Source organism: Rufibacter aurantiacus (assembly GCF_017916345.1).
Classification (GTDB): Bacteria; Bacteroidota; Bacteroidia; order Cytophagales; family Hymenobacteraceae; genus Nibribacter; species Nibribacter roseolus.
Genome location: NZ_JAFMSV010000004.1, coordinates 618,064 through 630,797 on the forward strand (window position 1 = coordinate 618,064; position 12,734 = coordinate 630,797).

The following is a 12,734-nucleotide window of genomic DNA, read 5'->3' on the forward strand; positions in this document are numbered from 1 at the left end:
CTGTTTTTCAGAAAACGGCCTCAAAACAGAACCGACCGTTCTGGGGTAGTGCGCCAGAGCCTGAGACTCACCCGGTAATTGCGTATCTTTGCGGCATGCGGTATTTTTTAGAAGTGGCGTATGACGGCACCAGGTTCCACGGTTGGCAGATACAGCCCAATGCACTCACGGTGCAGGAGGTGCTGGATAACTGCCTGCGCACGGTGTTCAGGTTACTCCAGGTGGAGACCATAGGCAGCGGCCGCACCGATACGGGCGTACACGCGACCCAGCAATGGGTGCACGTAGACTTGCCGCAGGCCTACAAACCAGCCGAAATCCAGCACAGGCTCAACCGCATCCTTCCCCCTGACATTTCCGTGGGGCAGGTTCTGCCGGTAGGCCCCGAGGCGCACACGCGCTTTGATGCCACCAGCCGAACGTACGAATACCGCATCACCCTGGAGAAAAACCCCTTTCTGGTGCGGCACGCGTATCATCTTTCCCGCAGACCAGACGTGGCTCTAATGAACGAGGCGGCGCAGGTCTTGCTGCAACTGGAGGATTTTACCACCTTCTCCAAAGTGAAAGGCGACACCAAGCACTACCGTTGCACCATTACCCAGGCTTTCTGGCAGGAGAACGGACCGCAGCTAATCTTCACCATCAAGGCCAACCGCTTTCTGCGCGGCATGGTACGGTTGGTGGTAGGAACCTTGCTGGACGTGGGCAAAGGTAAGCTTACCGTGGCTCAGTTCCGGGACCTGATCCAGCGCCAGGACCGGTCTCTGGCTAGTGGTGCCGCCCCTGCCGAGGGGCTGTTTCTGCACCGGGTGGAATATCCGGAGAACTATTTTGCCCAACAGCGGGTACTCTTTGAGGAAGTCCTTGCCGCACAGGTGAGAACAGAGGAACCATCCTCGTAACCAAACCTCCTGTTTTACGCTTTCTTTTAAGAAACCAAGGCCTAAATGCAGAGAGGCTTACCTTACTTTTACGTTTTGGTCCCGGCATTACCGGGTTCAGACTTAACCAGCAATTGATCTAATGAGTGAAATAGGAGGCAGCAAGACCGGAAGCGCATTTGACTGGGAAGTCCTGCGCAAGATATTCCGGTTTGTGAAACCGTACCAGAAGGTGTTCTATCTGGTGATTTTTTTAACTGTGGCCTCGGCGATCCTGGCTACCATCCGTCCGTTCCTCATCCAGGAGATGGTGGACAAGCAGATTCTGCAGTACAACTGGCAAGGGGTGAACCGCATGTTCATCTGGCTCATTGTGCTGCTGGTGGCCCACACGGCAGTCTCGTACTTCCACACCTACTTTGCCGGTTGGCTGGGCCAGTACGTGGTGCGCGACATCAGGGTGAAGCTGTATGAGCACATCCTCAAGCTGCGGCTCAAGTTCTATGACCGCACACCCATCGGCACGTTGGTGACGCGGAACGTGAGCGACGTGGAAACGCTGTCTGATGTATTTTCCGAAGGCCTCGCGGCCATGATTGGCGATGTGCTGCAGCTTCTCTTCATCCTGGCCTACATGTTCTGGATTGACTGGAAGCTTACATTGGTGAGCCTTTCCATGTTCCCGCTACTTATCATCAGTACCTATATTTTCAAGGAGAAGGTGAAGGCCTCCTTCCAGGAAGTGCGGGGCGCGGTGGCCAAACTGAACGCCTTTGTGCAGGAGCACCTCACGGGCATGATGGTGGTGCAAATTTTCAACAACGAGGAGCGCGAGATGAAGAAGTTCCAGGCCATCAACAAAGAACACACCCGCGCCAACATCAAATCGGTGCTGTACTACTCTATCTATTTTCCGGTGGCCGAGGTCATCGGCGCGGCCGGAACGGGTCTGTTGGTGTGGTACGGGGCCAAAGGCGTGATCCAGGATACCGTGACGCTGGGCTCGCTCATCGCCTTTATCATGTACATTGCCATGTTCTTTAGGCCCATCCGGCAGATTGCCGATAGGTTCAACACGCTGCAATTGGGCGTGGTGAGCTCTGAGCGGATCATGCGCCTGCTGGAAAGCGAGGAGATGATCTCTGATTCTGGGACCCACGCGCCCGAGGAAGTGAACGGCGATGTGCAGTTTGAGAATGTCTGGTTTGCTTACAATGACGAGAACTGGGTGCTGCGTGGGGTTTCCTTCGATGTGTATGCCGGACAAACAGTAGCGCTGGTAGGCGCCACGGGGGCAGGCAAGACGTCCATCATCAACCTGCTCAGCCGCTTCTACGAGATCAACAAAGGCACCATCCGGGTAGATGGCACTGATATTAGAGAGTACGACCTGGACTTGCTGCGCCGCCAGATTGGCGTGGTATTGCAGGACGTGTTCCTTTTCTCCGGCACCATCGCCGATAACATCAGCCTGGGCAACAAAGACATCACCGAGGCCCAGATGTGGGAAGCCGCCCGACTGGTGGGCGCCGACAGGTTCATTGAACGCCTGCCGGGTGGTCTGCACTACAACGTGATGGAGCGCGGCGCCACGCTCTCCGTGGGGCAACGGCAGTTGATCTCGTTTGTGCGCGCCATGGTGTACAACCCCAAAATCATCATCCTGGACGAGGCCACTTCCAGCGTGGACTCCGAGACCGAGGAACTGATCCAATTCGCCATCGCGCAGCTCATGGAGGGCCGTACCTCCATCGTGATCGCCCACCGCCTCTCCACCATCCAGAAAGCCGATAACATTATTGTGCTGGACCGCGGCGAGATCAAGGAAAGCGGCCGTCACGAGGAATTGATCCAGTCGGGCGGCTACTACGCCCAGCTTCACGAGATGCAGTACAAGAACTTCGTATAAAGGAAAACCCGTTTAGGGGCTGTTTTTAGAAAATCGGCTCTTAAACGGGTTTTTACCTGGTGCCTGGTTTGCGGTTGAGCCTTACCTTTGCCTTGCCCTAAGCGGCGCAAAGAGAATAAATAAACAGATGGGTAAAAAGTTTCTGATTGTCCTGGCGGTGATCATTGGTCTGGGACTAGTGGTGTATACTTATATGGGCGGTTTCGCCGAAGTGAAGGTTTCCCGGGCAACGTCTTCTGGGGTGATTGTGGCCGGCAAATACTATGAAGGCAGCACTGATTCTGAGGAGCTGGGCCAGATCTATCAGCAGGTAGGCAAAGCCGTGGAGCAGAAGCAACTCTCCGGTGATTTCGCGGGCATCTATTACAACAACCCTGGCAAAGCCTCTAAAACACTCAAGGCCTTTATTGGCGTAGCCGTGAAGGATTCCAGTGCTGCTTTACCCTCCGGATTCACTTATAGGGTGGTTCCCGCCGGCCGGCAAGTCCTGCGAGGCGAGGTAGACGCCAACATCACCATTGCCCCCAGACGCATCTACAGCACCCTCTTTGAGTACGCCGAGGAGCAGAAGCTCAAACTGCAGGAGTTTTACGTGGAACGTTTCCCAGAGGGCAAACCAGCCGTCATTGAGGTGGCCCTGACCTAGAAGTAATTATCTGTTTTAAGGCCGATTTCAGGAAAACGGCCTCAAAACGTAACCGCCTTGGGAATCTGTCCTGAGGCGCTTTTGCTTTTAAGCCGGTGGAGCCGTGTTCAATTGCTTTGTGAGAAGTCTTTCGGTTTTCTCCTCGTTACGGCATCTTCTTATGCTGAGAATCTCAGGAGATGAGAGGTTTACTTGTGCAGGACCTTGGCCTTCTGACCTTCCTGCAGAATAGGTGGTTTGGCTGCTGATGCTGCCGTTGATGTTTTGGGCAGCGCATATTCTACCTTCACCAGTTGGTGCAGCTCGTTATCCCGGCCCCTGATCTCAAAGTCTACCGCGGCAATGGTCTGTTCCCAGTGGAAGCGCATCACCCCGAAGTTGAGTCTGTCATGCATCTGCCCCACGCGATAACGGTTGGGTTCATTCACCAGCCCGCCCATCCAACTGTGGGTGAGGCCGCTGGAGGTGAAGTCATAGATGGGGTAAGGCACGCCGGGCCACGAGATCTTGGAAAGCTCGGCGAAGTGCCGGTCCCCGGATAGCAGGATCACGTTGGGCGCTTTGGTTTTGGCAATGAGGTTGAACAGCCGCTCCCTGGACTTGGGGAAGTTGCCCCACCGCTCAAAGCCATGGTCGTTGGTGATAATCTGCAACCCCGTCCCGATGAGGTGAAACTGGGCCTTGCTGTTTCTGAGCTCCTTCTCCAGCCATCGCCATTGCGTTTCTCCCAGCATGTCGCCTTTAAGGTTGTTCTGGTAAGCGGGTTCCCCTCCCCGTAGGGAATCGCGGTGGTAGCGTCCGTCCAGGAGAATGATTTTGATTTGCTGGCCCGGCGGGCCGTAGGTGTGGGCACTGTACACGCCTTTCTGCTTCCGACGCGGGCTCTGCAGGGGCTCATCCAGGAAATCCCAGAATAGTTGGGCGCTTTGGCTTTTGTGTTTGTATTCTTTGCCGGCGTTGTTGCGACCGTAATCATGGTCATCCCAGATACCAATCACCGGCACTGTCTGCATTAGCTTTTGGTAATCCTCGTTTTGGAGCTGTTTTTCGTATTTTGCCTTCAAAACACGCATGTCATCGGTGTCGCCGTAGATGTTGTCGCCCAGCCAGACCCAGAGCTGCGGTTCGTTCTTGAGGATCTCGCGCCACAGCGGCTGCTCCCGGTCCTGAGAGTTACAGGAACCCAGCGCGATGACGGTTAGCGGCGTTTGGCTGTTAACCAGCGGCAGGGTCTCTAAACCCCGCTCTGTGTCTGCCGAGGTGCAGGAGAAAAGGGAAAGCAGCAGAGAAAAAAGGAGCCAATCTCTAAAGTGACGCATACGCAAGGGTACGGCAGAGGAGCAGTGCAGGATGCGGTGAGTTGAGGTAATGCGATAAACACAAAAGCCACAGGCAGGCAGCGGCTTTTGTGTTATATAGAAGATATGCTGTTTATTCAGCGGTAGTTCGGCCCAGATATAAGGAGATGCCCAAGGATAAGCCTCTCAACCCTATGTTAACATCAAAGGCGTTGTTTACAGTGGAGGAAACCGGCTTTTCAATCTGTGATGTCATTCTTGAGTAAGCAATACTCCCTAGAAGACATTCCAGCCCTATGGAATTGGAAGGGAAAAACACAAAGCCTGGGGAAAGGGTTACGCCGCCTCCCTTAGAGGATGTCTCATGGAAATGAAGAGAAGAGGAGAGCTCCCCCTCATCGTATTCTGTTTTAGAACGGGTATAAAAGGCACTTAATTGCCCAAAGAAAGCGACCTTGGTGCCAATGGGCTGGTAGGCGCGGGCAAATGATCCAAAACTGTAGGCGGAAATTTTATTTTCTATAATAGGGTACTCTCCAGAACTAGACTGGCCCAAAGTAAAGGGGGCGGAGTTCAAAGAATAGCTGCCATAGGCGCCCACGGCTATTTTAGGGTTTACAAAAAATCCAACGCTTGGACTGATGGCAAACCTGGTACTTCTCATCTCACCATAAGTAACTACGTTCTCAGTTTTGTTTGTGGAGAAGCTCGCAGATCCTGAAATGAGCATTTTGCCAAAGTCCTGGGCTAAAGTCATAGAAGACATGCTGCAGAACGCTAGTGCCGCTAAAAGCTTTTTCATGAAGTGTGGAAGGGGGATTAAATAATAATGAATTTATAGATGTATTTATTTCATGATAAAGTTAATTGAAGGGGTTTAGAGAAAAGCGGAGTTAAACGAAATGTTGATAAAAACACCTGTCAGGTGGTAGAAACATCTATTAATAGTCACAAAGGGGGAGGCTTCAACATTGGCTCAAATTACTGTACCCTGTAGAAAGTTGTAAAAGACTTTAAAGACGCGACAGCAAACACAAAAAAGAAGGACCAGCTTTCTACGGCTGGTCCTTTCGTTTATGCTTGGCTTGCGCCCTATCTATTATATACAAGCCCCATATAGGGGTACAGTTTAGTCTAAGCGCGGGTGTTCATGATCCTGAACGCCTCGGCCCGGGTGATCTCTCTTTTCAGAAGCAGCAGGTTGTTGGTGTTTACAATCAGGAGCTGAAATTGCTGTTTCAAGTCATGGTAGTAAATCAACATGGTTAGATCCTCGTATCCGCGTCTGAAAATGTTTCTGGCTTTCGTCTTTAAATTATTTAGTTCCAAATTTACCTGCCTCAGTTTTTTCATCATTGCTCCTAACCTCCCCTCATGCAAGAGTTTGTGAGTAGTTATACTTAAATACAGGGTGCTGGTTGCGGTAAAAAAGATAGAATCAAATTGTATTTTAAAAATAGCAGCAAATGCTTTATGGTTGTTAAAACCCTTGTTTCATGGTGATTGGCTCAATTTTTAACCATTTAGATTCAGAAATGTTTAGACTTTTTCTATAAGAGGTTAAAAAAGCATCATGGAAGGCGGGAAATACTGAGATTGCCTGGCTATGGCTGTGGGTTTAATCAGAGTTTAAACCCTAGAATGTACAAAGTGCCTTAGGTTTAAATACAAAAGGTGGCTTAAAGTGCATTAAAAACCCGGGAAATGGCTGTAGGAAGAGGTATTCTGAAAAAAAAGGAACCACTATTAGGGTTTTTGAAGAACCCAGATGTTATGATCTCAACAGCGAAACAGAAAAAAAGGGCAACAAAAAGCCCAAGCACTAGAAAGCGGCCTGCGGCTAGTACTTGGGTATCTATTGCTAAAGTATTCCTAGTTATCTGAGAAGGTATAACCGCAGAAGTTATAAATCTCAGCCAGCGGAGCTACTGGTGGCATGGTTTCTTGCAGCACCAGCGGGGGGTTGTGGGTTGACTCAAAACCCCATCGGTTTCGGTTGCAGTAGTACAACTCTTTCGGCAATTCTAGTTTTCGGTGTTGTCCCATAATATGTATACCTCCTACTATAAAGATTGAATTACAGGGTTTTACCCCTACCTAAACACGTTACTTCCTTTAAATTTATTATCAGGGCCAAGGCATTATTGAGCGCTTCTCGTTTGTCTTAAGCCATGGGCACCAGTTGTAGAAATGAAATCAAAAACAGGGCGAATACTGGCAGTAACTCTGCTGCTTGGGATTGCGCTTCTGCCGGCATTCTCCTATAAGTATGTGGCAGCTGCGGCTGGGGTATTCTGGAATTGGTGGTGACCTTGTCCGGAGAACGGCCTCCTGCCAGACAAAGAACCCCCTAAAACACCTAGGCAATACCTCACGCTTTTGTGCATAGTACTGGCCTTAGGGTTGTTTGGTTTCCAACTCTACAGAGATATAACAGATAACGGGGCCAGCAGGCTTCCGTCTACCATTCCCGTGCATGAGTAGTGCAGTTTTAAGCTAATCTGCTAAAACTATGCCAGAAACGGGCCTAAATATGCTTGGTCAGATCCCTTATTCTGTTGCGCAGCTGGTCTAAGTGGTTCTGCTGCTGCTTCTGTTTGTCAATCTCCTCCAGTTGGTGGAGCAAGGCCTGCATCTCGGCTAAGTAAGCAGAACGGTCTTTCTTTAGGCCGGTGGGCAAAGCACCTTCGCCTTCTTTCGTCTCAGATTTAAATACGTTTCCCTCTCCGTAGATCACCCACCTGGAGTTCAGGTCCGGCAACTGCTTCAGCAGCGTAACCAGGTCATCCATACAATAATCTTCCCCCTGCAGAATGCAGCCCACAACGTCTGGTGGCGTTTTGGTAAGCACACTAAGCTGGTACACGTCCAACTCTTTTATGCGCATGTAGAAGTTCAGGCGGGCACTGGTTTGCTGTAGGTTAATGGCCATGTTCTCAATGATTTATAAGTACGAGTAAACGGGTGCATCCGGATCTTTGTACAAAGGGAAAAAACGTACGAGGCGCGATGTCAATCCATTTCCTCATACGCAATACCCACAGATTGTGTTAAAGTTGGTTGCAGGGCCGTTTTCAGAAAAACAGGGCTTAAACAAACCCAGGCAAAGGGCAGGGAGCAGAAATTTTTAGCAGAACAAGAAAACGGGCCTTGCGTTTAGCCATTGGTTTCTGGCTTTAAAAACTACGTTAAAATAAAAATTACCACAGTTTTGCTATATTTGGCGGTTGAAGACAAAGGGACCTTTTCTTACCTACCTCTTAAAACTTTTGCATGAAGACTCAGTTTGAGCCCTTAAATTTGATCATGTTGGTTGATGATGATGATACCACCAACTTTGTGAATAAGCGTTTATTAACCAAGTTGGGCGTGGCCAAAGAAATCCTGATCAAGAAAAACGGAGCGGAAGCCCTTGAGTATCTGCAGAATTCGGCCCAGAGTGGCCAGGCATACCCAGACCTCATCTTCCTTGACATCAAAATGCCGGTGATGGACGGGTTCAGCTTTCTGGACGAGTACCACAACCAAGCCTTATCGCAGTTCGGTAGCATGATCATCCTTATGCTTACCTCCTCAGCCAGTTTCTATGACCTGGAGCGCCTGAAAGGCTATGAATCTGTGAAGAAGCACTTCTCCAAGGCCTTGACGGAGAGTGACGTCAAAGAAATCATGGCCGACTATTACCAGAAAAACTAAGTTTACTTATCTCTAAAAAGCAAAAGGCGCAGGATCACTGCGCCTTTTGCTTTTATATGGGGCTTAGACCAGGTGGTCGGTTATTTGCCGGACAGTGTCTGGTTCAAAGGGCCAGGTGAAATGCATGGCCGTTCCCCGGTCTTCTGACTGTACCCATACGCGGCCGCCTTTCTCTTCCATGATCTTGCGCACAATGGCAAGGCCAATGCCAGTGCTGTCGGCGTGGTTCACGTCACTGGTGGTCTCAAACAGTTCAAAGATCTTCTCCTGATCGGCGGCCGGAATGCCGGGGCCATCATCCTCTACCACAAACTCCCAGAAGCCGTTTCTTTCATAGGCCCTTACCCAAATGCTACCGGTGGGCAGATCATGGTACTTCACGGCGTTGCTCAGCAGGTTGCTGAAAATCTGCTGCAGATAAATCTCCTCGGCCTCCAGTACCGGAAGGTTGTCTGGGATGTAGATAGAAATACCCTCGGGTACGGTGAGGGAAGTAACAACATTGTACACCAGTTTACCCACGGAGACCGGCTTTTTCTGGATCTGCTGCCGCCCGGTTAGGGAATACGCCAGCACGTCTGTGATCAGGTGGTCCATGCGCTTGAGCTGCAGCTGGATCATGGGCATTACGGCCTGGGCCTCCTCAATGCTGCCCTCTTCCATGAAATCGGTGATGGCATCTGCCAGACCTTTTATGTTCTGGAGCGGCGCTTTCAGGTCATGGGTCACGGTGTGCGCGAATTCATCCAGGGTCTTGTTTACTTTCTCCAGCTGCTGGTTCTTGGTTTCGCGTTCCTGCAGCAGGGCGTTCACTTCCTGGTTAGAGGTCTGTAGTTCCTGGTTCAGGTGCTGGATTTCTCGCAGTTGGTATTCTGCCTCAATGGTGCGCACCCGCAGCTGCTCCATGAGCTCAATGAGCTGCATGTTCTGCCGCTTTATCTCGGCGTAAGGCGATATCTCAGACTCATGGTTGAAATAGTCCGCCCACCCCTGGATAATGGCTTTGTTGATGGGCGGATGGTTACTAGGGATGCGCTTCTGCAGCCGCACGCGGGTGCCTTTCTCAAAATCGCTGTCCAGGAAAAAGTAGTCCACCAGTTTACGGGAGCTGTAGATGCCCTGTCCTTTGCCGCCGGCCGGAGGCGTGTATTGCCGGTCCAGCAGGGTCTGTACGTTAGGGATGCCCCGTCCCCGGTCGGTCACAAAGGCCTCCAGCAGCATAATGCCCCGGTTTTCCAGCATGTTGAACCTGATGGTGCCTTCCCCCACGTGCTCCAATACGTTGCGGCAGATCTCAGAAACAGCCGTGGCGAACTTGGTCTGGGAGGCCACGGGTAACCCCGAGAACTCAGAAAGCTGCATGGCCCTTTTGTAGGCCAGTACAACATCCAGTTCGTTCTGCAGCTTTATGGTGGTGATGGGCTGGTCCATAACAGATTCAATCAGTAGCGCGCACCACCACTACCAAAGTGTCATCGGTGGTGCGGGTATTGTCTTTGTAGAGTACTGCTGCAATCAACGTTGGGTCATGCCTGGTCAGTTCCGGGTACTTGCTTAAATCCCACCGGCTTTTCAGGCCGTCTGAGTGCAGGATCATGATATTGCCCCTTTCCCAGGTGAGGTGCTGGTCATTGATGGTGTTAGGCATGCTCATGCCCAGGGTGCCGTTATAAGACAGCAGGCTTTTGGACTTGTCTGGCATGATGACCCGTCCGGCAATATTACCGATGCCGCAAAACAGCAGGCTATTGGTTTCTGTGTTCCACTGGGCAATGGCGCCCACCGCCCCGCGGGTGCGTTTAATGAGGGCATGAATACCGCGCAGCATCTCGGAAGGCGTTTGTTTGGGTTGCTGCTTAAAAGCCTGCAAGGCGTTTTGGGCGGCCTCATGGGCATGTTCCCCATGGCCCAGTCCGTCCAGCACCAGCAGATGCGCTCCCTGGAGAGACAGCCGCAGCCCCCAGCCGTCGCCGCTTACTTTCTCGCCGGGTTTGGGTACCAGTACCGCGCCCACCTGGAATTTCTGCTCGCTTCTGGCCGCCGATTTAGGGATTTTACCTTTCCGGTAGACCCGGGAAAGAATCACCGTGCCAATACCGCGCTGGGAATAGATGTCAAAGAAGTCAGACTGCCGTTTGATGGCGCCCAAACCCTGACCCATGCTGCCATATGTGGAGACGCCGTCTTCCATCATGCGCTGTGGATCACTCATGCCAGGACCGTTATCCAGGCAGATCAGTTCCACGCCGCAGGTTTTCCCGTTTTCCTCACAGATGGCCTTCACCAACAGCTCGCCGCCTTTGGAGTCGGCGTGTTTCACCAGGTTGGTGGCCATTTCCGTGATTACCAGGCTCACGCGGCCGGCCTCGGTTTCGGTGAATCCGGTGGCCTCGGCAATTTTGGCAATATCGCGCCGGATAATGTTCAGGAAGGTCCTGTCTGCCAGCGGGAAATGATGGTGTTCAGCAAAATTAAAGTCCATTTTTCCACCGTATTATGGTGACTGTGGTGCCTTTGCCGGGTTCGCTTTTGATGTCAAACTCATTCACTAGCCGTTTGGCACCCGGCAAGCCCAGTCCTAAACTCTTTCCGGTAGAATAACCGTCTTTCATGGCCAAGGTTACATCTTTTATGCCGGGCCCTTCATCGGCAAAGACCAGGCGCACCCCCGGGATGCTGTTTTTGCTCACAATCTCCAGGTGGGTAATGCCGCCGCCGCCGTAGCGCAGCATATTCCGGACTAATTCACTGGCTGCCGTGATCAACTTGGTCTGGTTCACCAGGCTCATGCCAATTTTAGTAGCCAGCTCCTTTATCCGGTTCCGGAACAAAACTACGTCCTGCTCTTTCTGTATGCTCAGCTTCTCCTTAGATAAAACTATCATAGAGGCCTTCTTCGTCGGTGTCTATTTGGCCAATTTTGTTGCGCAACAGTTCCATGCCTTGCTCCACGTCCAAGGCAGTGTGAACGCCCGCGAGGGTAAGACCTAGTTCTACCAGCGTAATGGCTACCGCTGGCTGCATGCCTACCACCACAGTGGCGGCATCCATGATTTTAGACATAGACGCAATATTGCCCAGAATACGACCCATGAAGGAGTCTACTATGCTTACGGCAGAAATATCAATCAATACACCCTTGGCTTCGGTCTTGCTCACCATGTTGATGAGGTCGTTCTCCAGGGTAAGGGCCAGCCGGTCATATAAATCCACTTGGATGGTTACCAGCAGGAAGGGGCCCATCTTTAAAATAGGTATTCTTTCCATGGCAGCGTTTCCTTAAAACCCGAAGTTCTGTTTAGACCCTATCTGACCGTTCTGGGCAGCTTTGGACACCTGGATGTTCAGCATGGAGAAAGACATCTTCAGGGCGCTGGCCAACGTGGCTTTGGTGTAGATGTTGGTAAGGTCAATGCCCAGGTGCACAATGGTCTGGGCAATCTCGGCGCGGATACCGCTGATGATGCACTCGGCACCCATCAGTCTGGCGGCGCTCACGGTTTTAATCAAGTGCTGGGCCACCAGGGAGTCAACGGTAGGTACGCCGGAGATATCCAGGATGGCAATACGGCTGCCGGTGGCCACAATCTCCTCCAGCAGGGCCTCCATCACCACCTGGGTGCGGGCGCTGTCCAGGGTGCCGATGATGGGCAACGCCAGAATGCCTTCCCATACCCTGATTACAGGGGTGGAGATCTCGCTCATTTCGCTGGTCTGGCGCAGGATTACCTCTTCGCGGCCTTTGATGTAGGTTTCTGTGGTTACCAGGCTCAGGCTGTCCATGATTTTATTCATGGAGATGATCTCGCGGTACAAAACGGTTGTGTCTTCTTTGTAACGCTCTTCCAGCATTTGGCTCAGTACTTCTTTGAGGCTGAGGATATAGGCACTGGTCTCGCGGGGAGAAAAGCCCTGACGCGCCCGGGAGATGGAAATCTCGCTCAGGATATCGTGGATGGGCTCATACCCCGCTGAGTCAGGGTTTTCTGCCTGGGATGAGGCAAAGGCTTTCAGCAGGGAGTTCAGGAATTCTTCTGATTGCTGCTGCAACTCAGCTACGCTCATAAGGTCATCGCGGAGGGCGGCATCTTTGGTCTGGTTGGACATCCAGGTATCCAGGATTTGCTTTTTCTTGCCTTTGAGTGCTGCGGCGCTTTCTTTGTTCATAAAGGGTTGGGTTGTCAGGGAGTAAGAAGACAAATTTGCGTTTTTGTGCCTCTTTCCTGAAAACAGCCCTTAATATGGGGGAGGCATTTGGGTTGAAAGTAATAATTTGGGGTAAAAGTAATAAATAAAGCGGC

13 protein-coding genes are annotated in these 12,734 nt (G+C 51.5%); 4 read left to right on the forward strand and 9 right to left on the reverse strand.

Annotated elements, in window-relative coordinates:
• The first annotated feature begins 95 nt into the window (after positions 1-95).
• The 3 genes from truA (at position 96) to J3P34_RS17410 (ending at position 3,439) form a co-directional block, all read left to right on the forward strand.
• Positions 96-905: a tRNA pseudouridine(38-40) synthase TruA gene (truA, locus tag J3P34_RS17400; protein ID WP_210489891.1), complete on the forward strand. Its 810-nt coding sequence runs from the start codon at positions 96-98 to the stop codon at positions 903-905.
• 121 nt (positions 906-1,026) lie between these two features.
• The gene (locus tag J3P34_RS17405) at positions 1,027-2,793 is read left to right on the forward strand and encodes an ABC transporter ATP-binding protein (protein WP_210462740.1); all 1,767 of its coding nucleotides are present in this window, start codon (positions 1,027-1,029) and stop codon (positions 2,791-2,793) included.
• A 127-nt stretch (positions 2,794-2,920) separates the two neighbouring features.
• Positions 2,921-3,439 carry a GyrI-like domain-containing protein gene (locus J3P34_RS17410; RefSeq protein WP_210489892.1) on the forward strand — a complete coding sequence of 173 codons (519 nt, stop codon included), beginning with the start codon at positions 2,921-2,923 and terminating at the stop codon, positions 3,437-3,439.
• A 188-nt stretch (positions 3,440-3,627) separates the two neighbouring features.
• Here J3P34_RS17410 and J3P34_RS17415 read toward each other — a convergent pair whose 3' ends face one another.
• From J3P34_RS17415 to J3P34_RS17425, 4 genes are all read right to left on the reverse strand, one after another.
• Entirely contained in the window at positions 3,628-4,758 is a 1,131-nt protein-coding gene (locus tag J3P34_RS17415; protein ID WP_210489893.1) for an alkaline phosphatase D family protein, read from the reverse strand.
• A 112-nt stretch (positions 4,759-4,870) separates the two neighbouring features.
• Entirely contained in the window at positions 4,871-5,539 is a 669-nt protein-coding gene (locus tag J3P34_RS17420) for an outer membrane beta-barrel protein (protein WP_210489894.1), read from the reverse strand.
• Between the two features lie 332 nt (positions 5,540-5,871).
• Positions 5,872-6,000 carry a hypothetical protein gene (locus J3P34_RS22265; RefSeq protein ID WP_262713900.1) on the reverse strand — a complete coding sequence of 43 codons (129 nt, stop codon included), beginning with the start codon at positions 5,998-6,000 and terminating at the stop codon, positions 5,872-5,874.
• 1,264 nt (positions 6,001-7,264) lie between these two features.
• Entirely contained in the window at positions 7,265-7,669 is a 405-nt protein-coding gene (locus J3P34_RS17425) for a hypothetical protein (protein ID WP_210462744.1), read from the reverse strand.
• A gap of 341 nt (positions 7,670-8,010) precedes the next feature.
• On the opposite strand from J3P34_RS17425, the gene J3P34_RS17430 reads away from it, so the two are divergent.
• Positions 8,011-8,433: a response regulator gene (locus tag J3P34_RS17430; protein WP_210462745.1), complete on the forward strand. Its 423-nt coding sequence runs from the start codon at positions 8,011-8,013 to the stop codon at positions 8,431-8,433.
• A 63-nt stretch (positions 8,434-8,496) separates the two neighbouring features.
• Here J3P34_RS17430 and J3P34_RS17435 read toward each other — a convergent pair whose 3' ends face one another.
• From J3P34_RS17435 to J3P34_RS17455, 5 genes are read right to left on the reverse strand one after another with little or no spacing between them, the layout of a single operon-like run.
• Entirely contained in the window at positions 8,497-9,864 is a 1,368-nt protein-coding gene (locus J3P34_RS17435) for a sensor histidine kinase (RefSeq protein WP_210462746.1), read from the reverse strand.
• 7 nt (positions 9,865-9,871) lie between these two features.
• Positions 9,872-10,915 (reverse strand): ATP-binding protein, encoded by a 1,044-nt coding sequence (locus J3P34_RS17440; RefSeq protein ID WP_210462747.1) that lies wholly within the window; start codon positions 10,913-10,915, stop codon positions 9,872-9,874.
• The gene (locus J3P34_RS17445) at positions 10,905-11,318 is read right to left on the reverse strand and encodes an anti-sigma regulatory factor (protein ID WP_210462749.1); all 414 of its coding nucleotides are present in this window, start codon (positions 11,316-11,318) and stop codon (positions 10,905-10,907) included. Before J3P34_RS17445 ends, J3P34_RS17440 begins: the two co-directional genes overlap by 11 nt.
• Complete coding sequence (locus J3P34_RS17450; protein WP_210462751.1) at positions 11,302-11,700, reverse strand: STAS domain-containing protein; 399 nt, start codon at positions 11,698-11,700, stop codon at positions 11,302-11,304. The genes J3P34_RS17445 and J3P34_RS17450 overlap by 17 nt, the downstream gene beginning before the upstream one ends.
• Before the next feature lie 12 nt (positions 11,701-11,712).
• The gene (locus tag J3P34_RS17455) at positions 11,713-12,600 is read right to left on the reverse strand and encodes an STAS domain-containing protein (RefSeq protein WP_210462752.1); all 888 of its coding nucleotides are present in this window, start codon (positions 12,598-12,600) and stop codon (positions 11,713-11,715) included.
• Between the last annotated feature and the right edge of the window lie 134 nt (positions 12,601-12,734).